Origin of the sequence: Antrihabitans auranticaus (assembly GCF_016481275.1) — a bacterium.
Taxonomy (GTDB): Bacteria; Actinomycetota; Actinomycetes; order Mycobacteriales; family Mycobacteriaceae; genus Antrihabitans.
Genome location: NZ_JAEMNW010000001.1, coordinates 1,270,114 through 1,294,043 on the forward strand (window position 1 = coordinate 1,270,114; position 23,930 = coordinate 1,294,043).

Here is a 23,930-nt window from a genome sequence, read left to right on the forward strand (position 1 = left end):
CAGCGTCGCGGCCTAGCGACTATCTGGCCAGTACCTTCTTCAACGCCTTCAGCGAGTCGTCGAGCCTGAGCTCCTGAATGTGCCGTGCCACAGTCGCGTGCTCCCCATCCGCGAGGCTGGGCTGCCACTTCTCCGCGATCCGTTCCTGCAGCGAATCATCCTGGCTCGACAGCAGCCGCAACACCGAGGGCCACAGGTGACCAGCAGTCGCGACGTGCGCAAGGCGCGCCGGGATTCCGTCGCCGGTTTCGAGAACGAAGTCGAGGATCTTGGCCTGGGTCGCCGCGTTCGCATGCGCTGTCACATCGACCAGGCCGCGCCACACCCCCGGCGCATCCTTATCCGAAGCTGCGTCAACCAACGTCCGCAACGCGTCGTCGTCCTCGAGCACCGGGTTCGCCGCGAAGGTGTCGAGCGCAGAGGAACTGAGATTGCCCGCAAACTCGAGTAGCTCGGAGCCTGCCTCGTTGGCGAGATAATTACGCACCAGCGTCGCGACCGTCGAAACGTCGATCTCGTCGAAGAGGACGTCGCCGATCGTTTCGACGAGGTCGCCGTCGAGACGTGAGAACACCGAAAGCGCGGCCAGCTGCAGGTCGACAGGACCCTCGACGGTAGTGCGGACGAGGCGCGAGATCCGGGCCGGCGACGCTTCGACCATCACCCGCAGGACTTCGCTCAGCACCTTGCCCGAGTAGACATAGGACCCCGTGCGGATCAGGCCTTCGTCGTCGTCGACACCGGCTTCGACCGCACGGATGAGCTCCGGAGTCGCCGCTTCGACGAACAACCCGCCGGTGATGTAATCCTTGCTCGCGAGAAGCACATTCGCGATCGCGACCACCGGTTCGTGCGGTGCGGTTTCGGCCAGGGTGCCGACCGCCCGCGGATCCATGAACGGCGCACACAAGGCGCCGTATTCCGGTTTTACGAGCGTCATGGCCTGCACGGCCTTCTTCGGATGCGCGACACCGACCGCGCCGGCAGCCCGACCGGCCATCTCGGGCGCGGTCACCTTCTGCACGATCGGCATCGCGATCGAGAGCGGCACGATCGGGACGAGAGCACTGATCCGGTTGAACGTCTCGGAGTTCTCGTCGAACAGGAAGTCCGCGACTGCCTGCCGCAACTCCAGCAGATGGGCAGCACCGAGCTTCTCGAGGTACTGCACACGTTCGACCGGAACATGCAGTTGCTTCGCCAGGATGACCAGCTGCGCACGGGTGACGAGGTCGCTCATTTCTTGCCACCGAACATGATCTTGCGCGCGGGGCCGCGGAAGACCCACGGCAGCGCGTTGATCGTGGCGTCGATCGACGCGTCGAGGCTCTTCGTCTCTTCGACGCGAGCTTCCTTGAACAGCACGAGGAAGTCCGCGGCGTCCTCGTCGGACATGGCGTCCAGGACGGCAAGATCCTCGCCGAGGTCCCGTTTGAGCTCGCTTCGCGCGTCGTTCGTCACCATTGACTCCTCACTGACATTCGCCTGAGAGTACTTTACTGACTTTCTCTCACTGCGATAGGCCATCAGCTACCGAAGAAACTGGTACACACCGACCCTGTGCAGCACGAACCCGTGATCGTGCTCGCGCGTGTGGTGTCAGCCTGCGTTGATCAGGTCGATCACGAAGACCAGGGTCTTGCCGGACAGACGGTGTCCGCCACCGGCAGGTCCGTAGGCCAGGTGCGGCGGAATCGTCAGCTGGCGACGGCCGCCGACCTTCATTCCGGGGATGCCATCCTGCCAGCCCTGGATGAGACCACGCAGCGGGAACTGAATCGACTCACCGCGGTTCCATGACGAGTCGAACTCCTCGCCGCTGTCGAACTCGACACCGAGGTAGTGGACCTCGACGGTTCCGCCCGGAACGGCTTCGGCACCGGTACCGACCGTGATGTCCTTGATCACGAGTTCGGTGGGTGCCGGGCCGTCCTGGAACTCGACTTCGGGCTTGCTCATCGGTTGGTCAGCTCCTTGTATTCGCGCTCGGTGTAACCGGTGTAGATCTGGCGGGGACGACCGATCTTCAACGTCGCGTCTTCGTGCATTTCGCGCCAGTGCGCGATCCAGCCGGGCAGACGACCCATCGCGAACAGGACCGTGAACATCCGCGTCGGGAAGCCCATCGCGCGGTAGATCAGGCCGGTGTAGAAGTCGACGTTCGGGTACAGCTTGCGCTCGATGAAGTAGTCGTCGGTCAGCGCAGCTTCTTCGAGAGCCATCGCGATGTTGAGCAGTTCGTCGTCGCCGCCGAGCTTGCCGAGGATCGTGTGCGCGGTCTCCTTGACCAGCATCGCGCGCGGATCGTAGTTCCGGTACACGCGGTGCCCGAAGCCCATCAGCTTCACGCCCTGCTCTTTGTTCTTGACCTTCTTGACGAAGTCCGCAGCGGTGCTGCCGTCCTCTTTGATCTTGTCCAGCATCTCGAGGACCGCCTGGTTGGCGCCACCGTGAAGCGGGCCCCACAGCGCATTGATGCCACCGGATACCGAGGTGAACAGGTTCGCATCCGAAGATCCGACAAGCCGGACCGTCGACGTCGAACAGTTCTGCTCGTGGTCGGCATGCAGGATCAGCAGCATGTCGAGCGCGCTGGCGATCTCGGGATCGACCTCGTAGGGCTCGGCCGGAAAACCGAACGTCATCCGCAGGAAGTTCTCGACCAGGTTCAGCGAGTTGTCCGGGTAGAGGAACGGCTGCCCGACCGACTTCTTGTAGGCGTAGGCCGCGATGGTCGGCAGCTTCGCGAGCAAGCGGATCGTCGACAGCTCGACCTGCTCCGGATCGTCGGGATCCAGCGAGTCCTGGTAGTACGCGGACAGCGCGTTGATCGCACTCGACAGCACCGGCATCGGGTGCGCATTACGGGGGAAGCCGTCGAAGAACCGCTTGAGATCTTCGTGCAGCAGCGTGTGCCTGCGGATCCGGTCGGTGAACGACTCCAACTGCTCCGGAGTCGGCAACTCGCCATAGATAAGGAGGTAGCTCACCTCGATGAAGGTGGAGTGCTGCGCGAGCTGCTCGATCGGGTACCCGCGGTAGCGCAGGATGCCCTTCTCGCCGTCGATGTAGGTGATCGCCGACTTGGTCGAGGCGGTGTTGACGAAGCCCGGATCGAGCGTCGTGTACCCGGTCGCTGCAAGCAACTTCCCGAGTTCGATTCCGTCGTTGCCCTCGCTCGCTTTGGCAATCGACATCTTGTGCTCGCCACCTGGGTAGCTGAGCGTAGGTGTGAAGTCGTTCTCAGCGGACACGAAGATCCCTCTCAGCTTGAATCCCTGTCGAGTGCGGTTGCACGTCACGCATGTGCAGTCGATCAGACGCTAGTCGCAAAGGCTCGGCGCCGCTCAAGGAGGGTCGCCTACTTCGCCGGGTGCCGGTATTCACAGCGCCGCGATTCCCCACGCGGCACTCCACGTCTGCCGTGGTTCGAGGACTATCTGATCGATCCCGGTGTTGAACGCGTCGGGCGGGCAGGTCATCGGTTCCACGGCCAGTGCGCGACCGCGTCCGGGATAGGCCTGGTCCTTGGCGGGGTCCGCGGTGAAGACCTGCACCCAGCCGAAATCGCGGTCGGCCCACAGCATCGCGCCGGTTCCATCCGGAGCCCGCAATTCGTGCCGGGTCCGGCCGTCGGCGTCCGTCAGCAGCGAACTGAACGGCGTGTCGAGCCATACCCCTTCCAGCAGCCGTGGCGTGCTGAAGTCGTACTCGGTGCCGGCAACGGGAACGCACGGCCCCACGGGCAACATTCGCTCGGGATCGAGCGGTTGCCGAACACCGGCCGACAGCTGCAGAGTGCATTCGTCGAGCGGCGTGTCTCCGGCGCGCAGGAACGTGTGGATTCCGAGGCCGAACGGCGCAGGTACCGTCCCCGTGTTGGTGGCGGTGTGGATGACGACGAGTCCCTCCGCGGTGAGTTCGTGCGTCACGCCGAGTCGCATCGGATACGGCCAGCCCTTGTGCAGACCGAGATCGAACGACTGTTTGACCCGACTTTCCTCATGCTCCTCGAGCCGCCACTCACTGCGGCGCACCAAACCGTGGCTCGCGTTGTTGCGAGCCGGTTCGGTGATCTCGAGCTGGTGCTCGATCCCGTCGAAATAGAAGAACCCGTCCCGGATGCGGTTGGGCCACGGGCAGAGGATCAGACCCGCCGAAAGCGGCGGTTTGGTGCCTGCTTGCCAGGTCTCGGTCAGCGGTACGACCTTCCCGTCGACCGATTTCTCGAGCAGCCGCAGCCCCGCACCGGTGGACACGATGTCTGCCCGGTATCCGCCACCTTTGATCTGGAAGGTGCGAGGCGCTGGGGATTCACGTTGCGGACGTTTTTCCGGCTGTGCCATGCGACCTAGTTTGCTCTGCGCAAGTCCCGCTTGTCATGCCAACGGGTCGTCGTCGGCAAGATTCGCGCCGCGGACCCGAGTCCGGACCTGATACCGCACGAACGCAGGGAAAGCCACGGCGCACACCACCATTCCGGCGACGACGAGAATCCCGCCACCGGCAGCCGCAACCGCGGTACCGACGCTCGCCGCAGCGACACCGTGCGCGAGATCGCCGATCCGCGGTCCGCCCGCAACGACAACCGTGAACACACCCTGCAATCGGCCGCGCACCTCGTCGGTGGCGACCTGCTGCAACATCGTCATCCGAAGCGCGGCGGAGATCATGTCGACGCCGCCGCCTATCGCGAGGAATGCCAACGCAATCCAAAGCGCAACCGACCCCGAACCGGAACCGATCGCCACCCCGAAACCGAGCATGGCCAAGCCCCACGCCACGATGCATGCAACGACGGCGAGACCTTGGCGCCGAATCCGTGGCAGCCAGCCCGAGAACACACCGCCGATGACCGCACCGACCGACATGGCGGCGAACAGCAACCCGAGCGCGACACCGCCTTCGGTTGGGCCGTCGAAGGTTTCGTGCGCGATCTGCGGAAAGAGCGCGCGCGGCATGCCGAACACCATCGCGACGATGTCGACTACGAAGGACGCCAGCAGAATTCGCTGCCCGGCGAGGTAGCGGAACCCATCGAGCACTTCTCGCAGGCCGGCTCGGCGGCTCGAACCGGTCGGCGGTAACGCAGGCAGGCGCAGTACGGCCCACAACGTGGCGAGCAGGGCGATCGAGTCGATCAGATACAGGTATTCGAGCCCGATCACCGGTATCAGGATGCCCGCGAGGACCGGTCCCGCGATCGCTCCGAACTGAAACACGGTCATGCTCAGCGAGTTCGCCGCCGCCAATTGGTGCCCCGGTAGCAGCCGGGGCAGAATCGCGCTGCGGGTCGGCTGGTTGATCGCGAAGAACGCCTGCTGCACCGACAGCAGCCCGAGCAGCAGCCAGACGTTGTTCACGCCCGCCGCGGCCTGCGCCCAGAATCCGAGCGATGTGACCCCGAGTCCGACGCTTGTGATCATCATGAGCTTGCGCCGGTCCATCACGTCGGCGAGAGCACCGCCCCACAGCCCGAAGAGGATCAGCGGAACGAGCGCGAACAGTCCGGCGAGCCCGACGTAGCCGGAGTTGTCGGTGATCTCGAAGATCTGCTGCGGGACTGCCACGAGGCTGAGCTGGCCGCCGATGACGGTGACGATGTTCGTCGTCCACAGTCGCCGGAAGTCCGCATTGCGCAGCGGAGTGACATCGGCGAGCAGACCGCGCTTCAAGGCTGCAACCGGGCGACCGTCCAGCGGTCGTCGAGCCACGTCATCCGGAGCCTGTTGTGGAGCCGATTCTGCCGCCCCTGCCAGAACTCGACGACGCTCGGCTGCAGCTCGAAACCACCCCAATCGGGCGGCGGCGGAATGTCTTCGACACCCGAGAACCGTTCTGTGACGACGTCGAGCCGACTTTCCAAGGCGGACCGCGAGTCCACGGGACGCGATTGCTCCGACGCCCACGCACCCAGTTGCGACCCGCGCGGCCGAGTGCGCCAGTACTCCTCGGTGACCGCGCGATCGACCTTCACCACGCTCCCCCGCAACGTGACCTGCCGCGCGATCAGCGGCCACGCGAATGTCGCGGAGGCATACGGATTTGCAGCCAAGTGTCTCGCCTTATCGGACGAGTAATTCGTGTAGAAGACGATCCCGCGCGGCGAAACACCCTTGCACAGAACGGTTCGCGACGCGGGGTGACCGGCTGCGTCGATCGTCGCGAGAACCATCGCGTTCGGTTCGACGACCGACGCCGAGACAGCGTCGGCCAACCAGCGCCGCAACACCGGCTCCCAGCCGTCGGCCAGCCATGATTCGTCCAGCTCACCCGGCACGCCCGCAGCGGCGAGGTCGGGCGCATCGGGAGAGCCGTAGTTCACCCTCATCGAAGCGAGGTTGTGAGGTTCGGATGGCACTTCCCGCACGTTACTCCCGAGTAGGGGCGACGGATCCGGCCCGGGTCGGCCGGTCTAAAGTTGACTTGAATTGCACCGCGTCGAGCGGGTGTCGAGCGGATTCTTCCCGCGCGTAGAAACCCGCCCCGGCCGGTGGTCGTTGCTCGACGTCGCGCGTGACCATCCCGCACGTGCGCATCGCGCAACCGTTCAACGCATTCAGCGTCCCCGGACCGGCGACGCGCGAACGAGGGAGAACTCACCATGGCACCGAGCGCGACGGTCCCGGCCGACTTCGTCAGTGGCCTCGAAGGCGTCCTCGCCTTCACCACCGAGATCGCCGAACCCGACAAGGACGGCGGCGCACTGCGCTACCGCGGCGTCGACATCGAAGAACTTGTCGCCCGCAACGTCACCTTCGGCGACGTCTGGTCCCTGCTGGTGGACGGCCGGTTCGGCCACAGCCTGCCCCCGGCCGAACCGTTTCCGCTCCCGGTGCACACCGGCGATGTCCGCGTCGACGTCCAGGCCGGTCTCGCCATGCTCGCGCCGATCTGGGGCTACCAGCCCCTGCTCGACATCGACGACGCCACCGCCCGCGACCAGCTCGCCCGCGCCTCGGTCATGGCACTGTCCTACGTCGCCCAGTCCGCGCGCGGCATCTACCAGCCCGCCGTCCCGCAGACTGTGATCGACGAATGCTCGACCGTCACCGCACGGTTCATGACCCGCTGGAAGGGCGACCCCGATCCCCGCCACGTCGAGGCGATCGACGCCTACTGGGTCTCTGCGGCCGAACACGGTTTGAACGCCTCCACCTTCACCGCGCGCGTCATCGCCTCGACCGGCGCCGACGTCGCGGCCGCCATGTCCGGTGCAATCGGCGCCATGTCGGGTCCGCTGCACGGCGGCGCCCCGGCACGCGTGCTGCCGATGATCGAAGAGGTCGAAAAGTCCGATGACGCACGGGCTTTGGTCAAGGGCATCCTCGATCGAAAAGAGAAGCTGATGGGCTTCGGCCACCGCGTCTACCGTGCCGAAGATCCCCGCGCACGCGTGCTCCGCGCCACTGCGAAGCGCCTCGACGCACCGCGCTTCGAGGTCGCCGCCGCGCTGGAGCAGGCCGCGCTTGCGGAACTGCGCGAACGCCGCCCGGACCGCGCGATCGAGACCAACGTCGAGTTCTGGGCCGCGGTGATCCTCGACTTCGCCGAGGTCCCGGCGCACATGATGCCCGCGATGTTCACCTGCGGCCGGACCGCCGGCTGGTGCGCGCACATCCTCGAGCAGAAACGACTGGGCAAGCTCGTCCGCCCTGCCGCCCTGTATGTCGGCCCCGAGCCCAGGATGCCCGAGGCGGTCGAAGGCTGGGACACCATCGCGGCTCGATAGACTGCGCTTCTACCTGCACACACAAGCGAGGACGAAAACGACGATGCCTGACGCGACGACACCGACCATCCCAGCCGAACTCAAGCCAGCGGACGGCAGGTTCGGTTGCGGACCGTCGAAAGTGCGCCCGGAGCAGCTGAACCACCTCGTGGAGGTCGGTTCCTCGGTGTTCGGGACGAGCCACCGGCAGAAGCCCGTGAAGAACGTTGTCGGACGGGTCCGTTCGGGCCTGCACGACCTCTTCTCGCTTCCCGACGGCTACGAGGTCGTGCTCGGCAACGGCGGCACGACCGCGTTCTGGGACGCGGCCGCCTTCGGTCTGATCCGGGAACGCTCGCTGCATCTGACCAACGGTGAGTTCAGCTCGAAGTTTGCGTCCGTGGCAAAGGGCAACCCGTTCATCGGCGACCCGATCGTCGTCAGCGCCGATCCCGGCAGCGCGCCCGAGCCGGTCTCGGACCCCGCAGCCGACCTCATCGGTTGGGCCCACAACGAGACGTCGACCGGCGTTGCGATTCCGGTGCAGCGACCGGCCGGTTCCGAGCACGCGCTCGTCGCTATCGATGCCACGTCGGGTGCCGGCGGACTGCCGGTCGACGTCGCCGACGCAGACGTGTACTACTTCGCGCCGCAGAAGTGCTTTGCGGCCGACGGCGGCCTCTGGGTCGCCCTCATGAGCCCCGCCGCGCTCGCCCGCGTCGAGGAGATCAAGGGCACGGGCCGCTGGACGCCCGAGTTCCTTTCGCTGCCGATCGCGATCGACAACAGCAGCAAGGACCAGACGTACAACACCCCGGCACTGGCCACCCTGCTGCTGTTCGCTGACCAGATCGAATGGATGAACGGCAACGGCGGGCTCGACTGGGCCGTCAAGCGCACAGCGGACTCGTCGTCACGGCTGTACGCGTGGGCCGAAGCGAGCGAGTTCGCGACGCCGTTCGTCACCAACCCCGATCATCGCAGCCAGGTCGTCGGAACGATCGACTTCGACGAGGCCGTCGACGCGGCAGCTGTCGCCAAGGTGTTGCGCGCCAACGGGATCGTCGATACCGAGCCCTACCGCAAGCTCGGCCGCAACCAGCTCCGCGTCGGCATGTTCCCGGCGATCGAGCCGGACGACATCACCGCTCTCACCCGCTGCATCGACTGGGTCGTCGCCCAGCTCGGCTGATCTGCCGCCCCCACCCCGCGCACCGAAACATGTACGCGGGGTGGGAGTTTGCGCTGCCCAATCGTTCGTTGCGATGCAAAACTGAGCAGCCTATCCCCTGCGGCAGGCGAATGCCCCGATTCCCCGCCCGCGTGTCCTCCCTGATGCAAGATCACAGGTGCATTACTGTCGGCGTACGGGCAAATATCGCGAGCCGGTGCGATAAGGAGGTCGAAGTGCGCGAACTCGAAGTAATCGGACTGGCGCCCGACGGAAAGCACCTGGTGTGCACCGACAAAGCCACCGGCGAGAAGTTTCGGCTCCCCGCTGACGACAAGCTCCGCGCGGCATCACGCGGCGACATCGCTCGATTCGGACAGATTGAGATCGAGATGGAAAGCACGCTCAGGCCGAAGGACATTCAGTCCCGAATTCGCGCCGGCGCCACGATAGAACAGGTCGCCGCCGAATCCGGTATGCCGGCGAGCAAGGTCGAACGATATGCGTATCCGGTACTCCTGGAGCGGTCGCGAGCAGCACAGCTGGCCCAGCTCGGACACCCGTTGCGAGACAACGGGCCCGCGGTCCTCACCCTCGCAGACGTTGTCGCACTTGCCTTCCGGTCCCGTGGACACGACCTGGACATCGCCGAATGGGATGCCTGGAAAGGCTCCGACGGCCACTGGGTGGCACAGTTGCGCTGGCAGGCCGGGCGCACAGCGAACGCCGCGCACTGGCGATTCACGCGAGACGCCCATGGCGGCACGGTCGTTGCCCTCGACGATGCGGCAACCGATCTTGTCGACCCCGACTTCGGGCGGCCGTTGCGCGGGCTCGCCAAGGTGACGCCGATGTCGGCGGCGGCCCATCGCTCCGAGGATTCCCAGCACACCCTCGACGAATACTTCGAGACGGCGCCGACCTCCAATCGCGACACGCACAAGCAGGCCGAGGAGGTCGAAACCGTCGAGGTGGACGACGAACCGGCTGCACGGAGCACACCCGCGCCGGCAAGCAACAAGAACAAACGCGGAAAGCCGGCCATGCCGTCATGGGAGGACGTCCTCCTCGGGGTGCGCAGCTCAGGACATTAGGCGGCTGCGCCGCCCGCGCGCGGTTGAGGGGTCTATAGACTCGCTAACCGCGCACAGTCTTAGCGGAAGGCGGGATCCGGCGGTGGGGGCCAAAGCAGCGACACTCTGGTACGTCGACACCCCCGACCCGGTCGCAGCGCTTCGCAATCATCGCGAGCCCGATCAGCAGGCTGCATACGCGTTGGCCGGCAAGTTGTTTCCCGACACTGTCATCGTTCCCAAGGCGGTAGGTCCGCTGTCGACCAGCGCGGGCGTCGACGGACGTGGAATCTACATCGGCTGCTACCCGGGAATCACTGTCTTCTGCAGCCCTCAGCTCGCCGTGGCCCACCCTTCGCGGTTGCCTGCGGAATGGGTCCGGCCGCTGGCCTCGGCGACGACCGTCTTCACCGGGCTGGACCCCGCGATGAAGTGGGGCGCGTTCAGCCTGTGGGAGCAGGGCAAGCTGCGCCGGTCCTTCAGCGCCACGACGATCAACATCCTGGAGGACGAGGGCCTGCCACTAGTGTGGGAGATGCCCTACTGGGCGGGCGAGCATCCGATCGATCACGTACCGGGAATCCTGCCCGATCCGCAATCGCTGCCGTTCGATCCCCAAGACTTCGCAGACGAGGGCAACGAACGTTCGCTCGGCTTCCGGTATCGCCACTCGCCGGAGAACAGTGCCATCGATCCTGCCGGAATCATCGTGTGCCGCTTCGACCTCTACGGCAAGGACGAGCAGGTTCCCGCCGAGCCCGAACCTGCTCCGCTGTACCAGAATTGGCCGCCGCCGCAGGACGCGCCCACAACACCCGAACCGCGTAGGCGTTGGCGCTGGGGGCGACGGAAGTAGCCGTCCTCAGATCATGTCGAGGATGAGCGCGATCCAGCCGAGCCCAACACCCGCACCGAGCCCGTAGACCACCCACCGGACGACGAGTACTGATCGCCATCGCCAGACGGTGGGCGCTGCGCCACCCACGGCGACAAGATTGATACACACGGCGAGCACAGGCTGGATGCGCCCGAGCGCAACGCCGAATGCAAAGACGGCCACGGCGGTCAGCACCGCGACAAAAGCTGCAACGAACAACCCCGTGAACCACGGCGTCGGAGCGGGTCTCGGCGGACCGTAAGTCGGCGAACTCACGTGTGCATCCTGACACGTTCGTAGAACGCCATTGCCGCAGCCGTCGCGACGTTCAGCGAGTCCGTCCCCGGGGCCATAGGAATACGTGCGCGGACATCGCACTGCCGCATCGTATGTTCGGCGAGACCCGGCCCCTCGGCTCCCAGCAACAAGGCGACCCGACCACCCGTCATCGCCGTTGCCAGAGTCTCGGCCTTCGGGTCGGGTGTCAGTGCGACGATTCGGAAGTCTTTGTGCCGCAGCAGTTCCAGCCCGCGTGGCCATTCGGGGACGGTCGCGAACGGCACTCGTAGGACGTGGCCCATCGATACACGGACCGCGCGGCGGTACAGCGGGTCCGCGCACCTGCCACCGAACAGCACAGCGTCCGCGCCGAGACCCGCGGCATTGCGGAAGATGGAGCCGATGTTCTCGTGATCGTTGACACCCTCGAGGACCGCGACGGTGTGCGCATTCGTCAGCACCGCGTCCAGGTCGAGCGGGTCCGGTCGCCGGGCAGCCGCCAGAACCCCGCGGTTGAGGTGGAACCCCACGACCTCGGCCATCACCTCGGCAGTCGTTCGGTAGAACGGCGCATCCGTCGCCTCGAGGTCCGCCGCCAATTCCGCGCGGCGTCGCTCGACACCCAGAAACGAGATCGGCTCGAACCTCGACGTCAACAGCCGCTGCGCGACGAGCACTCCCTCGGCAATCACCAAACCCTTGCCCTCGGGCAGGTCCGGGCGGCGATCCGAGGAGTTGAGGTCGCGAAAATCATCGAGCCGGGGATCGGTGGGGTCATCGATGTCGACAGTCTGTGCCACCGGTCCATCTTGCCCCTGCGCGTGGTTGGAGAGTTTATGGACTCTCCAACCACGCACGGTTGCGGAGCACGATCTCCCGGTGCGGCAACGCCGCGATGCCGTGCGGCACGGCACGCGGCGGTTTGCGGCGCCGTTCGCTGTCCGGCAGTTCGAGGTCGGCTGTCCGGATGATCGTGCCGAGCACGACAGCCAGCTCGTAGTTGGCGAAAGCCGCACCGACGCAACGCCGATGACCGCCGCCGAACGGCGTGTACTCGAATGGTGTCGGTTTACGCACGAGAAAGCGGTCAGGATCGAAACGTTCGGGCGCAGACCACACAGTTGGATCGAAATGTAATGCGGGAACAGCGATTCCGACGACATCGCCGGCCGACCGGGCCACTCCGCGAATTGTCAACGCCTGGTTGAGCCTGCGCAGCACGATGGATACCGTGGGGTGCATCCGAAGCGTCTCTTGGCATACCGCGGACAGGTAGGGCAGCTTCGCCAGTTCCGTCGGAGAGGTGACACCGTCGAGTTCGACGAGCAGCCGTTCGCGGATGCCTGGCTCGCGATGCACGTAGTACAAAGCCCACGCCAAAGATGTTGCAGTGGTTTCGTGTCCGGCGACGAGGAGAGTCCTGAGTTGGTCGAGGAGGTCGTCGTCGGTCAGCCCGCTGCCGTCTTCGTATGTCGCTGACAGCAGCAGGCTGAGGATATCGTCGTGGCCCGCCGCGCCGGAGCGTCGCCGATCCGAGATCTCCTGCCGCAGAATGTCGTCGAAGCGGTCGCGCAATCGCACGAAGCGAGCCCACGGCCCCCAACCGCCGATCGAACGCCGCAGGAGCGGAACGAATCCCAGCGGCGCTATGAACGACTGCATCAGTTCGGTTATCGCACTGGTGAATTCGGCGCTTCGCTCCCGATCTTCGATGCCGAAGACCGCGCGGACGATTATGCGTAGCGTGATCGATTGTGCGGCCGCACGAACCGCGATCTCCGAGCCGGGCGACCAGTTCTGCATTTCGTCCATGGCGGCGTCGCACATCACACTTGCGTACGCCCGCATCCGTTCGCCATGAAACGACGGCATGAGCAGCGCCCGTTCCTTCCGGTGCCGCTCCCCCGACAGGAGAATCAGTGAGCCCGCGCCGACCAGCGGCTCGATCGGGTTCGGTGTCGGTGCCGAGTACGACGACGACGGCGCGGTCAATATCTCGCGCACGCCTTCCGGCGTCGCGGTGAAGAGCACCTCGCCGAGCCCCGGAAACGTCATCGCGAACGGTTCGGATTCCCGCGCGCGACGCCGAAAGTAGCCCTCGGGATCGGTATTTGCCGACAACAGATGAAGCAGGCCGAACCGCGGACTCGTCACGGTCCTCGTCACGTCGTCGATCTCATGTGTTGTCGTCACCCTCAGCAGTACGTGTCACACCAGCTCCCGGTTCACCGGAGCCTCGGTCGCCACCGTGTGCCTATGGCGAGTCATCAGCAATAGTCCACCCGTTGCGCCCGCGACGAGGGATATCAGGCCGCCGATAATGAGCGGCGCTCGCGGCGACAGGATATCCGCGAGCCAGCCGAGAACCGGACTGCCGAACGGCGTTCCACCGAGGAAACACAGCATGTAGATACCCATGACCCGGCCGCGCATATCGGACGGAACCGACATCTGCAGGATGTTCATCGCCGACGTGGTGAAGGTGAGAATCACCGCGCCGGTCGGTATCAGCATGATCGCGACGGCAGTCATGTTCGGCAGCACGCCCACGACCGCCTCGAGCGCGCCGAAAACCGTTGCCGCACCGAGGAAGATCTGCAGCCGGACCGGACCGTTCCGCCGCGCGGCGAGTACCGCACCCGCGAGGGTTCCAACGGCGAGCGTCGTCGACAGCAGCCCGTAGGCGTCGGCGCCCTGACCGAAGGTATTGCGGGCAAGCACGGCGAGGCTCAGCGGAAAGTTCATACCGAACGTCGAGACGAGAAAGACGGTGATCAGCAGGACGCGCAAGTCGGCTCGTGCCCAGACGTATCGGAACCCCGCGCGAATCTGGCCGCGCCCACGCCCGGCATGCTCGACGGGCAGGAGGTCGTTCTGGTTCATGGCCAGTAGCGCTGCGATCACGCAGCCGAACGACACGACGTTGATTGCGAAGACCGGTCCGGTACCGACAAAGGTGATCACGATGCCGGAGATCGCCGGTCCGATGATTCGCGCGAGGTTGAAAGTCATCGAGTTCAGCGCGATGGCGTTCGACAACAACTTTCTGCCGACCATTTCGATGGTGAACGACTGCCGCACGGGCGCGTCGATCGCCGATGCACAGCCCGCCGCGAACGCCAGCAGATAGACGTGCCACAGCTGCGCGACGCCGCCGATGTCGAGTGCAGCGAGAATCGCAGCGGACACGGCCATGGCCACTTGGGTACCGACGAGAATCTTGCGTTTGTCGTACCGGTCGGCCAGCACGCCACCCCACACAGACAGCACCAGCGTAGGACCGAACTGCAACGCCAAAACGATTCCGACCGCGAATCCGTCACCGCCGGACAGCGTCAGGACCAACCAGTCCTGCGCGACGCGCTGCATCCAGGTGCCGATGAGCGACACGATTTGGCCGGACGCCCACAGTCGATAATTGCGGGTCCGTAGCGCCCTGAACATCGAGACTTTGCCTGCGGCCACGATTCCATCGTGCCCTGCGGTCGGCTACTCCGACTTCTTGACGATGTCCGTCATGATCGCGACCGCGTCCTGCAGCAGCCGCAACTGCTCGGGAGCAAGCCCGGCGAGCTGCTCGGTCATCCAAGCTTCGCGCGCGCTTGTCTCGTCAGCGATCAACGCGCTACCTGCCTCCGACAGCGACACGATGATCTGTCTGCCGTCGGTCGGGTGGGGCTTTCGATCGACGAGACCGATGTCTGCGAGGGACGCGATCACGCGCGTCATCGACGGCGGCTGTACGCGTTCGCGCGCGGCGAGAGCCCCCGGCGTCATGGCACCTTCGCTGGCGAGCGTCGCCAGAGCCGAGAGTTGAGTGAGCGAAACCTGTGATTCCGTCCGGCGACCCCGCAAATGGCGGGTCAAACGAACGACCGCCAGCGATAAATCACTGGCGAGTGCCCGCAAGTCGATCGACGTTGTCACATTGGAAAACAATACGGTAACTGAGCAGCGCGATTCAGGTAATTGCCGCTGCGATCAGCGCGGTAGCGTAGTGATGTGAACCATAACCCTGCCGTCCCCGAGATCCCCTCGAGGTTCACGGACCCGCGTCCCGTTCTCGCGATCGGAACCGGCCTGTGGCTCATCGCTGTTTTCGGCATTCTGGTGACCGGTGATCGCTTTGCCGATTACCTCCCGGTGTCCCTGGCGGGATTCGCGGTCGGCGCTCTGGGAACGACTATTTTCACCATTCAGCGACGAGCGGCACGACGCGGTAGCAAGGGCGCACAGTCCGGGCTCGTGTAGTCCCGTCGCGAACTGGCTCGGCTCGCGCTATTCGATAGCTTGAGCTGCGACGATGTCCGAAATATGGTCGAGCTGCTCATTGGCGGTGACGCTGTCTTCGTCGACGAGCCAGCGCAAGACCAGGCCGTCGATCATCGACAACATGAGCCGGCTCAGCGCACTCGGCGGCAGCCGCCACGCTGTTCCCGTCAGGCTCGTCGCCATCTCCAGAACGGCGAGCAAGGTCGAGTCGTTGAACGCGTACTGCTCGCGTGCGATGCCCAGCCGCTCGGGCGTCGCGTCACCTTCACGAAGCGCATACGTCGTGATTTCGTAGGTCAGCAACTGACGGTCGGGTGTCCGCTCGATGTCGTGCCACATGACGCCGAGAGCCATCCGCAGCAGCGAGCGCAATGCGCCCAGACCCTTCTCGTGCCATTCGTGAACACGCGGATCCCCGTCGACCGAATCACGTAGCTCGGTCGTCAATGTTTTGACCACTTCGGTCATCAAGGCGTCTTTGTTCTCGAAGCAATAATGGACGACTCCGAGTGACACACCCGCGGCTTGCGCAACGTCGCGCGTGGTGACCGCGGCGACTCCCTTGCGCTCCGCCAAACCGATGGCAGCCTCGATCAGGTGCGCGCGGCGCTCCTCGACCGACAATCGTGTGGACACGTGTGAAGTAAAACCACACCTGGAAGAGCAAGTCAATTCGATCACAGTCGGGCACGCGCGATTTGGGAACGGCGAGGAGCTATCGGTGGCTGCGGCAACCGGTTGGCAACAGACCGCTCGTCACGCCTTCTGCCGAAGAAGCCAGACCCATACGAGCACCCAGGCGGCGCCGATGATCCAGCCTGCGACGACATCGGTGAGCCAGTGCGCGCCCAGATACAGTCGGCTGATTCCGTCGACGAACGATGCGCATGCTGCAGCGCCGACAACGAGAGCGCGACCGCGAAACTGATGCCGCAGTGCGAGCACGATGACCACCGTGGCGAGGACTGCCGAAACCATTGCATGCCCGGACGGGAACGAAAACGTCGTTTCGTCGGTCATCCGTTCCGGCATGGGCGGGCGCGCGCGGCCGAATACGAGCTTCAAAAGCGACATGAGCAGCCAACCGCTCACCATCGATGCACCGACGAACAAAGCGTCACGTGACTCTCCGCGGCGGACCAGCACACCCATCAAGATCACCGACAGCACACCGAGACCGCCGAGACCGAGGACCTCACTGACGACGCGGAGGGTATCCGTCAACCAACCCACACGGTGGTCGACGAAAAAGTCGAGTACGCGGTTGTCCAGAGACGTCATGGACTCGTCGCCGCAACATGCGTCACACCGTCGTCGTCCACCCACAGCGCAACGTCGACCGTCGCCTCGACCGCGCCGCTCAACCGCACGGTAAGCGTGTCGTGCACAACCACCGGACCCGTCGACAGGGCGACTCCCAGTCCGATGCTCGCGAGCACCAGCGAAGGTTCGGCGTCCCACGTACTTGCCCGTCCGACGCCCATCACTTCACCGCGGATGGTCTCGGACGCCAGCGGCAGATCGAGCAACTCGGCGAGCGAAGGAGCGGTTGCGATATCTCCTGCGACAAGGCGGTCGGGCGGAATAGCGAGAGCGAACCAAGGCTGATCGAGGACGACGACGTCTGCCGGATCGGCCAACGTCGCAGCGACCGTTCGCACCCGGTCAGGCAGCGAAATCGAATCGGGGTCGACGACGCCGGCAGCCATACACAGCGCGAGCCTACGATGCGTATCGACGACGACCGCCGGCGTAGGCAACCGCTCCGGATCTGCCAACCGGTCGACAAGAACGTGAATCAGATCGAGGTCGACATCGTCCGCGCTCGCGAGGCACGACTGCAATGCAGGTGCGCGCGGGTGTTCGACAACGTCGAGCAACCCTTCGAAGGTGTTGTCTGTGGCGCTGCGCAACGTGCCGAGCCGCTGGCCGTCGAGAACCGCATGTGTACGCAGCCACCATGCTATGTAGCCGCGACGATCGGCGAGTGCAGGCGCAATTGTGCTGTCAGCCACCAGCAGCGTCAAGGCGTCATGCCACTTTGCCGGATCGACGAGGTCCAGATCACGAACGGCCACAAGCGCTTCCGGATCATCGGGCAGGTCCGACCACCAGTTGTCTTCGTCGTCGAGTTCGTGGTCGGGACCGGTCGGGAGGTCGTCACGCACGATTTGGAACGTCCACCCCACGCCGACCGCCCGGAGCGCGGTGGTGCCGAAACGTTCGGCAAGTGCTGAATCCACTGTGCCGAAGGGCGTTTCCGGTAGCAACACGGTCCGCAGCGGCGCATCCGGTAGCAGCAGTTCGTCGGCGTGCCTGAGCTCGCCGTCCTCGTCGGGGAGCAGCAACAAGCCGAGCCACGAGGGGAGAATGCTCGGATCCGACACTCCCCCAGCAAGAGTCAGCACGGCACCGGCGAGGTCGTCGGCGTCTTCGTCCTCGACGTTGTCGATGACGGCCCGCAATTCGGGGTCCAGCAACAGGTCGGCAGCACCGACCTGCCGAGAACCGAGACGCCCCAGCAACGGGTGCACCGCGCAAGGATGCACGAGCCGCGCCCAGTGCACCGGAAGCATTGCGTCCGAACCATTTCCGGACCAGACGAGGTCGACAGCGGTGACTACGGTACGCGGACCCGTCACGGTCCGCCCGTCGGCGAGCGGGACCGGCAGCGCACCGAGTTCCTCGACGGCGACGGCGTCGATCACGAGTGGTTCCAGCGCGTCGTAAAGGTCTCGCCACCACACAGGCGACCGCTCGATACCACTCAACATTTCGGCGAGGCGGGCAAGGCCGAGCCGGTGAACGTCGACTTGCGCGAACGCCGAAGCTGTTTCCTGCCCGGATAATTCGGGAACGACAAGGGCCGGCACCACGTCCTCGAGCAGCGTCGCCAACTCTGCGGTCAATCCTGGGAGCACAGTTGCGCGCGTAGGCTTGGCGGTAGCGGCGACACCGACGACAGGGAGCCAGGAACCGGCACGTAGCTCGGCCAGCAGCGCCTCGCGCAATACTCTGTCGACCTCGCTTCGAGCGAAGCCAGGAGCGGGGATCAGCTTGTGGCGCACGGTTGCAGGCAGAGATCGGACGAAATCGCTGTAACCGGAGGCTAATTCGGCAACCGGTCCGCCAGGAAGGACTCGTCTGCGGTCGGGCTGCATCGGTATGTCGCAGATGAGAACTGCCGGCAGCGAAAGACCTTCGTCGGACCGAGTCGGCGCGCGGAGCACGTCTTCTGCAACGGGTGCAACCTCGCCGGCCACGACCGGCACCAGCCAGCGCCGATCGGCCAGCCGATACTGCCACCAGCGGTGCTGCGCGATTCGGACGTCCTCGAGTCCACCCGGCAGAGCTTCGACGGTACGCGCGAACTCTCCCTCTCCGATTCGAATCGATTGCAGTGCGGGCAGTTCCAGCAGGAGGTCGACTGCTTCGGCTTGCATCGCAACGAGTAACGCGCGAGCATCGAGTCCCGGACGCAACCGCACGACGACCTCGGTGTCGTACCCGGCCGCAGGCGATGTGCCGGTCGGCCACGCGAGACGGAGCACCGGTACGGTGTCAACGACGCTTATCCCGTTGCCCTGCAGCTCAGCTCGTGTACGTCGCGCCGAGAAGCAGATCGAACCGGAGGTCGAGCGCATTTCGATCTCATCGCCGACCGACAACACCGCGGTGAAACCGACGCCGAACCGTCCGACGCTGTCCACGGATGGTTGTTTGCCCGAAGCCCGCATTGCAGAAAGCGCTTGTACGCCTTCGGCGCTCAGCGGCGAACCTGTATTTGCAACGTGGAGGTCGCCACCGTCCAGCCAGACGTGCACGCGCCCCGCAACATTCGCTGCAGCGGCAGCGTCGGCGGCATTCTGCACCAACTCGGTGAGCAGGCGGTCCCGGTAACCGGCGCGAACAAGGTCGGCCTCGATCGCTTCGTCTTCACGCAACCGGGTCGGCGAGGACTTCCACGCAAGCAGTAGCGCCGAACGGAGCGCCGCTGTGCCGAACGGGTCGGTCAGTCCGTCGATGCTGAGCCTTTTTCGACTGCCGAGCCTTCGTCAGTCTCGGGTTCGCTCCCAGCCGCGGCCTTCGGCTCCGCTTCCAGAACTACTTCGATGGCACCGTCGTCGAACGCCTCGTACATCGGCGAGCCAGCGCCCGTCGGCAACGCCGTGTCGGAGTGCGCGCCGCAGCCGTACTCGGTGTGTACGACGTGACCGTCCGCCGACATCTCGTTGGCGCACACGCCGAAGCTGTCGTGCATCGCGCCGGCGAGCGGCAGGTAGAAACCGCAGCGACCGCAGGTCGAGGCCGCGGCCTTCGCCATCTCCGCTTCGGGTCCGAAATCGTTCTCGAACCACCGCTGTGCGGCATCGCCGCGCCCCTCGGGACTCAGCACCTGCTTGCGACCGAGCCCGAGTTCGAGGGCGACATCGTCGATTTCGGGGTCGCCCGTTGCAACGTAGCCCGGCACCAGGCGCGGATCGTCCGCGACCGGCGCAAGCATGTCGCCTGGTGACAGGTCGCCCGGTCGGATGCGCTGATCCCACGGCACCCAGTCCGGGGCGAGCAGTGCGTCCGGCCCTGGCAGAAGGGCAGATTCGCTGACGGTCGCGTGATCCGATTCCGGATCTGCGGCAACGACGACGGCCCATTGCCAGCCCCGGTACCCGGGCAGCGTGGCTTCGAAGCGATGAGTGGCTGCGCACGAATCATCCGCGGTGACACCGAGGTAGGCGCCGACGCCTTCCTCACCGAGGTCGACGAGCGCGGCTCGGGCCAGGTCGGCAGCCTGCGCCAGGATGTCGCGTAGTTCGGACAGTTCGGATGAAGGGGCGACGCTCACACCTCTATTTTGCCGCACTACCGCATGTAGGGGTTGCAGTGGGCTGCACAACAGGCCGCGGGAAAGGGGCGGCGCGCGCAGCGAGACCCTTCCGCTTTCGCCAATGCCGCCAAGGTAAGACAGAATTGACCCGTGGACGACCGACGCGAGCCCAAGGATCGCACCGGGGGCTGGCCGAGTCGCAGTGGCAAACACCCCGGTTACGACAACTATCCCCCGAGGCATGTGCCCACGCGTCGTCAGCCGTTGCCGCCGTTGCATCCTGTCGAGCCGCCCAAACGCCAGCAGCCGCCGCGCAACGAGCCCCCCGGAAGCCCGCCGCCGCCCTACACGCGGCGGGACGACGCGGACGGTCCGGCGTACGACGATCAGCAGGAGGGCCGGCCGGATGGCCTTGGCTTCCAAAGCGGTCGGAAGGCGCCACGCAAGCTGACGGTCACGCGCGTCGCCGCGATGCGGAGCCGCGAACTCACCGAGCGCGGCTTCGCGACGTTCCAGCGCGCGGCGAAAGCTGACGGCGCGGAGCAATCCGGCCTCACCGCACTCACCTACGCGACGATGGCCAACTTCGCCGTCGACGCCGCGGTCGCGATCGCACTGGCGAACACTCTCTTCTTTGCTGCGGCAAGCGGTGAGGACAAGCCTGCGGTCGCGCTGTATCTACTCGTCACGATCGCGCCTTTCGCGGTTATCGCACCGCTTATCGGCCCGATGCTCGACCGCCTGCAGCACGGTCGGCGAGTTGCGCTGGCCGCGTCCTTCGCCGGTCGTGCGGTCCTCGCGATCGTGCTCGTCTTCAACATCGACAACAGCCTGGTCTTGTACCCCATCGCCCTCGTCATTCTCGTGCTCAGTAAGTCCTTCGCGGTGCTGAAGAGTGCGGTGACGCCGCGCGTCCTGCCACCCGAGATCGACCTCGTCCGCGTCAACTCCAGACTCACGGTTTTCGGCTTGCTCGGCGGCACCATCGGTGCCGGAGCAGTTGCCGGTGCACTCGCAGCGATCGCAGGTTCGCCGGGCGCACTCGGTTTCGCCGCGGTAATCGGGTCCGCCGGCGCCTATCTGAGCATGAAGATTCCGTCATGGGTGGAGATCACCGAAGGCGAAGTGCCTGCGACGCTGAGCTATCACGGCGGCGACCACCACAGGACCGTCCTCGATGCCGACCGCCAGGACACTGTCAAGCCGAGCAAGCGCCGGCAGCCGCTCGGCCGTTCTGTCGTCACAGGTCTCTGGGGCAACGGAACCATCCGCGTCATCACCGGCTTTCTGACGCTGTATGTCGCGTTCGTTGCCAAGGCGACAGAGCATGACGCGTTGCGGCAGGCGGCAATGCTCGGCCTCGTCGGAGTCGCCGCCGGACTCGGCAACTTCGCCGGCAATGCCACCGGTGCACGGCTGAAGCTGGGCCGGCCTGCCGTGGTGGTGCTGCGGTGCACGATCGCGGTCACCGTGGTGACGATCGTCGCCGCATTCGCGAACAACCTCATTTCCGCCGCAGTCGTCGCACTTGTCGCATCCGGCGCGAGCGCGCTGGCGAAGGTCTCCTTGGACGCCTCGATCCAGGACGACCTACCTCCGGAGTCGGTGGCGTCCGGATTCGGTCGATCCGAAACCGTCCTGCAGCTCAGCTGGGTCCTCGGTGGCGCGATGGGCGTCCTGATGCCGACCCAGTTCTGGATCGGATTCACCGCGGTTTCCGCCGTCCTCGCGATCGGGCTCGCACAGACCATCGCAAGTCACACGGGACACTCGTTGCTGCCCGGTCTGGGCGGCAACAGGCCTGTACACGCCAAACAAGAAGTCAAGAACTCCTACCCAGGAACGACGAGATACGCCCAGTGAACCTGGCTCCGAAAACCAAGAAGACGCTCGTCATCCTCGGCACACTCGTGCTCGTCACCGGGATCGCGTTCGTCGCCGTACTGACCGTGATCATCCGCAACGCGGAATCCAAACCACCGTGGTTCCACGCCTATTCGAACGGTCACGCAGTGAAGGTCGAACCGGTGAAGTATTGCTCGATCGCCGGTACCGACTGCACAGACGGACCGCAGGCAGAACTCCACGTGCCGCTCGGCGGCTCGGTTCAAATTTCACTGCCCGACGAGATCAGCTCGGCGGTCTGGGTACTGACGACCGAATTCAAGACGCCCGACGGCGAATTCGTCATGGCGCCGGATCGCGTCTTCCGCCCGAACGAGGTCCACAGCCTGAACATCAAGTCCGACGCGGACCCGCCGCTGCAGCTCTCGGTCATCGAGATCAGACTGCCGTCCGCCGATACCGGAGGCGACGACCAGTACGTCGCTCGGGCGTACTGGTCGATCAAGATCGACTGACGAACGTCACATGTCGAGTTCGCGCGCGACCGCGCGGACAACCTCCGAGATTCGCTGCGCCGTCTTGCGGTCCGGGTACTTCCCCTTGCGCAGGTCGGGCTGCACTGTGGCCTCGAGAAGCGTGATCATGTCTTCGACCATGCCGTGCAGTTCGTCCGGCGTGTGCTTGCGAACCGGTGGCTCTTTACGGGCATTCGCGGTGGCGCGCAGCGACGGCGCGGGCTCGAGCACCTTCAGGCTCAGCGCCTGCGGGCCACGGCGGCCCGCCGCCATACCGAACTCGACACGCTGACCAGGCTTGAGCGCCTCGACACCCTGGGGCAGTGCCGACGACCGGACGTACACGTCCTCGCCTTCGTCTTGTGAAAGGAAACCGAATCCCTTTTCGACGTCGTACCACTTCACCTTGCCGGTTGGCACTGCGCTCACCCGTTCGTTTCTAGATCTAGCAAAAAGTTGCCTGTGCACTAAGAACGCGCCCCCGCTTGAGTGCGCAGGACGCGAATACCAAAGTCTAGCTGTGAAGCCTGTGATCGGCACATTCGTTTCCGCGGGCCGCTCGCTGGACACGATAACGGACCAGGTAGTGGGATTACGGTGGGGATGTGACCAACACCGGATCCTCCCGGCGCAAACGGCCGAACCTCCTGATCGCAGCCACAATCCTGTTCGCGATCGGCATCGTGGCCATCGCCGGCGCGTTCACGTTCTCGGCCGTCGGATACTCGGCGGCGATCCCTGTGCTGCTCTGGCTCGCACTGGGCACACCGCTCGGACTGCTACTCGCTATCGTCTATGCGCTGCGCTCGGGGCGACGCGCACAAACCGCGAACAAGGGAACGTAATCATGCGGCTCATCCTGAACATCATCTGGTTGCTCTTCGGCGGAATCTGGCTCGCGCTCGGCTATTTTCTCGCGGGAATCCTCTGCTGCGTTCTGATCATCACGATCCCCTTCGGACTCGCCGCGTTCCGGATCGGTGCCTACGCGCTCTGGCCGTTCGGCCGTACCGTCGTCGAACGACCGACCGCAGGCGTGGCGTCGTTGATCGGAAATGTGATCTGGTTCGTCATCGCCGGCATCTGGCTCGCGATCGGCCATCTGGTCACCGCGGTCGCCATGGCGATCACGATCATCGGCATCCCGCTCGCAATCGCGAACCTCAAGATGATCCCGATTTCGCTCATGCCGCTGGGCAAGGACATCGTCGACGCCGATGCCTTCCCGTCGCGAGTCTGATCGTCGGTCACCGCAACTTCGTGACGCCGCGGATGGTGTGATTTTAGTCACATAACAACGCGGTCACGGCCCGGCCACGAGAAGAGGCGCAGCGTGACACGCCGCATCTAGCTGCGACAAGG

General features: G+C 65.1%; 26 protein-coding genes. 9 read left to right on the forward strand and 17 right to left on the reverse strand.

Going from position 1 to position 23,930, the window contains the following annotated elements; genetic code table 11:
- Window positions 1-19: 19 nt before the first annotated feature.
- From JGU72_RS05860 to pdxH, 7 genes are all read right to left on the reverse strand, one after another.
- On the reverse strand, window positions 20-1,240 hold the full coding sequence (locus JGU72_RS05860; protein WP_199682747.1) for a hypothetical protein: 1,221 nt from the start codon (window positions 1,238-1,240) through the stop codon (window positions 20-22).
- Window positions 1,237-1,461 carry a hypothetical protein gene (locus tag JGU72_RS05865; RefSeq protein ID WP_199682748.1) on the reverse strand — a complete coding sequence of 75 codons (225 nt, stop codon included), beginning with the start codon at window positions 1,459-1,461 and terminating at the stop codon, window positions 1,237-1,239. Before JGU72_RS05865 ends, JGU72_RS05860 begins: the two co-directional genes overlap by 4 nt.
- Before the next feature lie 138 nt (window positions 1,462-1,599).
- Window positions 1,600-1,959, reverse strand: coding sequence for an FKBP-type peptidyl-prolyl cis-trans isomerase (locus JGU72_RS05870; RefSeq protein ID WP_199682749.1), 360 nt, complete (start codon window positions 1,957-1,959; stop codon window positions 1,600-1,602).
- Complete coding sequence (locus tag JGU72_RS05875) at window positions 1,956-3,254, reverse strand: citrate synthase (RefSeq protein WP_199682750.1); 1,299 nt, start codon at window positions 3,252-3,254, stop codon at window positions 1,956-1,958. Before JGU72_RS05875 ends, JGU72_RS05870 begins: the two co-directional genes overlap by 4 nt.
- A 129-nt stretch (window positions 3,255-3,383) precedes the next feature.
- Window positions 3,384-4,346, reverse strand: a complete 963-nt coding sequence (locus JGU72_RS05880) for an aldose 1-epimerase family protein (protein WP_199682751.1) — start codon at window positions 4,344-4,346, stop codon at window positions 3,384-3,386.
- A 33-nt stretch (window positions 4,347-4,379) separates the two neighbouring features.
- The gene (locus tag JGU72_RS05885) at window positions 4,380-5,714 is read right to left on the reverse strand and encodes an MFS transporter (protein WP_374101084.1); all 1,335 of its coding nucleotides are present in this window, start codon (window positions 5,712-5,714) and stop codon (window positions 4,380-4,382) included.
- Complete coding sequence (pdxH, locus tag JGU72_RS05890) at window positions 5,672-6,331, reverse strand: pyridoxamine 5'-phosphate oxidase (RefSeq protein WP_199683236.1); 660 nt, start codon at window positions 6,329-6,331, stop codon at window positions 5,672-5,674. The genes JGU72_RS05885 and pdxH overlap by 43 nt, the downstream gene beginning before the upstream one ends.
- A gap of 273 nt (window positions 6,332-6,604) precedes the next feature.
- On the opposite strand from pdxH, the gene JGU72_RS05895 reads away from it, so the two are divergent.
- The 4 genes from JGU72_RS05895 to JGU72_RS05910 all read left to right on the forward strand — a co-directional run bounded on the left by JGU72_RS05895 (window position 6,605) and on the right by JGU72_RS05910 (window position 10,811).
- Window positions 6,605-7,732, forward strand: coding sequence for a citrate synthase 2 (locus JGU72_RS05895; RefSeq protein ID WP_199682752.1), 1,128 nt, complete (start codon window positions 6,605-6,607; stop codon window positions 7,730-7,732).
- A gap of 43 nt (window positions 7,733-7,775) precedes the next feature.
- Entirely contained in the window at window positions 7,776-8,903 is a 1,128-nt protein-coding gene (gene serC, locus JGU72_RS05900; RefSeq protein WP_199682753.1) for a phosphoserine transaminase, read from the forward strand.
- A gap of 215 nt (window positions 8,904-9,118) precedes the next feature.
- The gene (sepH, locus tag JGU72_RS05905; protein WP_199682754.1) at window positions 9,119-9,976 is read left to right on the forward strand and encodes a septation protein SepH; all 858 of its coding nucleotides are present in this window, start codon (window positions 9,119-9,121) and stop codon (window positions 9,974-9,976) included.
- A gap of 82 nt (window positions 9,977-10,058) precedes the next feature.
- A complete protein-coding gene (locus JGU72_RS05910; RefSeq protein WP_199682755.1) occupies window positions 10,059-10,811 on the forward strand; it encodes a DUF6928 family protein in 753 nt (250 codons plus the stop codon).
- Between the two features lie 6 nt (window positions 10,812-10,817).
- Here JGU72_RS05910 and JGU72_RS05915 read toward each other — a convergent pair whose 3' ends face one another.
- From JGU72_RS05915 to JGU72_RS05935, 5 genes are read right to left on the reverse strand one after another with little or no spacing between them, the layout of a single operon-like run.
- Window positions 10,818-11,108, reverse strand: a complete 291-nt coding sequence (locus tag JGU72_RS05915) for a DUF2537 domain-containing protein (RefSeq protein ID WP_199682756.1) — start codon at window positions 11,106-11,108, stop codon at window positions 10,818-10,820.
- A complete protein-coding gene (locus JGU72_RS05920; RefSeq protein WP_199682757.1) occupies window positions 11,105-11,911 on the reverse strand; it encodes a TrmH family RNA methyltransferase in 807 nt (268 codons plus the stop codon). The genes JGU72_RS05915 and JGU72_RS05920 overlap by 4 nt, the downstream gene beginning before the upstream one ends.
- A gap of 34 nt (window positions 11,912-11,945) precedes the next feature.
- The gene (locus tag JGU72_RS05925; protein ID WP_307828313.1) at window positions 11,946-13,304 is read right to left on the reverse strand and encodes a cytochrome P450; all 1,359 of its coding nucleotides are present in this window, start codon (window positions 13,302-13,304) and stop codon (window positions 11,946-11,948) included.
- Window positions 13,305-13,319: 15 nt separating this feature from the next.
- Window positions 13,320-14,555 carry an MFS transporter gene (locus tag JGU72_RS05930; protein ID WP_199683239.1) on the reverse strand — a complete coding sequence of 412 codons (1,236 nt, stop codon included), beginning with the start codon at window positions 14,553-14,555 and terminating at the stop codon, window positions 13,320-13,322.
- Window positions 14,556-14,600: 45 nt separating this feature from the next.
- Window positions 14,601-15,038, reverse strand: coding sequence for an Rv0880 family HTH-type transcriptional regulator (locus JGU72_RS05935; RefSeq protein ID WP_199682758.1), 438 nt, complete (start codon window positions 15,036-15,038; stop codon window positions 14,601-14,603).
- 75 nt (window positions 15,039-15,113) lie between these two features.
- Here JGU72_RS05935 and JGU72_RS05940 point away from each other — a divergent pair, with 75 nt between their 5' ends.
- The gene (locus JGU72_RS05940; protein WP_199682759.1) at window positions 15,114-15,362 is read left to right on the forward strand and encodes a DUF2530 domain-containing protein; all 249 of its coding nucleotides are present in this window, start codon (window positions 15,114-15,116) and stop codon (window positions 15,360-15,362) included.
- Window positions 15,363-15,389: 27 nt separating this feature from the next.
- Here the strand turns inward: JGU72_RS05940 and JGU72_RS05945 are convergent, their stop codons facing one another.
- From JGU72_RS05945 to JGU72_RS05960, 4 genes are all read right to left on the reverse strand, one after another.
- The gene (locus JGU72_RS05945) at window positions 15,390-16,019 is read right to left on the reverse strand and encodes a TetR/AcrR family transcriptional regulator (protein WP_199682760.1); all 630 of its coding nucleotides are present in this window, start codon (window positions 16,017-16,019) and stop codon (window positions 15,390-15,392) included.
- A 120-nt stretch (window positions 16,020-16,139) separates the two neighbouring features.
- Complete coding sequence (locus tag JGU72_RS05950) at window positions 16,140-16,664, reverse strand: phosphatase PAP2 family protein (protein WP_199682761.1); 525 nt, start codon at window positions 16,662-16,664, stop codon at window positions 16,140-16,142.
- Window positions 16,661-19,399, reverse strand: coding sequence for a sacsin N-terminal ATP-binding-like domain-containing protein (locus JGU72_RS05955; RefSeq protein ID WP_199683240.1), 2,739 nt, complete (start codon window positions 19,397-19,399; stop codon window positions 16,661-16,663). The genes JGU72_RS05950 and JGU72_RS05955 overlap by 4 nt, the downstream gene beginning before the upstream one ends.
- The gene (locus tag JGU72_RS05960) at window positions 19,396-20,226 is read right to left on the reverse strand and encodes a DUF3027 domain-containing protein (protein ID WP_307828314.1); all 831 of its coding nucleotides are present in this window, start codon (window positions 20,224-20,226) and stop codon (window positions 19,396-19,398) included. Before JGU72_RS05960 ends, JGU72_RS05955 begins: the two co-directional genes overlap by 4 nt.
- A gap of 132 nt (window positions 20,227-20,358) precedes the next feature.
- On the opposite strand from JGU72_RS05960, the gene JGU72_RS05965 reads away from it, so the two are divergent.
- Together JGU72_RS05965 and JGU72_RS05970 are read left to right on the forward strand one after the other, a co-directional pair.
- The gene (locus JGU72_RS05965; RefSeq protein ID WP_199682763.1) at window positions 20,359-22,071 is read left to right on the forward strand and encodes an MFS transporter; all 1,713 of its coding nucleotides are present in this window, start codon (window positions 20,359-20,361) and stop codon (window positions 22,069-22,071) included.
- Entirely contained in the window at window positions 22,068-22,568 is a 501-nt protein-coding gene (locus JGU72_RS05970; RefSeq protein WP_199682764.1) for a DUF2771 family protein, read from the forward strand. Before JGU72_RS05965 ends, JGU72_RS05970 begins: the two co-directional genes overlap by 4 nt.
- Window positions 22,569-22,574: 6 nt before the next feature.
- Here JGU72_RS05970 and JGU72_RS05975 read toward each other — a convergent pair whose 3' ends face one another.
- Window positions 22,575-22,988, reverse strand: coding sequence for a cold-shock protein (locus JGU72_RS05975; RefSeq protein ID WP_199683241.1), 414 nt, complete (start codon window positions 22,986-22,988; stop codon window positions 22,575-22,577).
- A gap of 185 nt (window positions 22,989-23,173) precedes the next feature.
- On the opposite strand from JGU72_RS05975, the gene JGU72_RS05980 reads away from it, so the two are divergent.
- Both JGU72_RS05980 and JGU72_RS05985 read left to right on the forward strand, forming a co-directional pair.
- Window positions 23,174-23,413, forward strand: coding sequence for a hypothetical protein (locus tag JGU72_RS05980; protein WP_199682765.1), 240 nt, complete (start codon window positions 23,174-23,176; stop codon window positions 23,411-23,413).
- Window positions 23,414-23,415: 2 nt separating this feature from the next.
- Complete coding sequence (locus JGU72_RS05985; RefSeq protein ID WP_199682766.1) at window positions 23,416-23,808, forward strand: YccF domain-containing protein; 393 nt, start codon at window positions 23,416-23,418, stop codon at window positions 23,806-23,808.
- Window positions 23,809-23,930 lie beyond the last annotated feature (122 nt).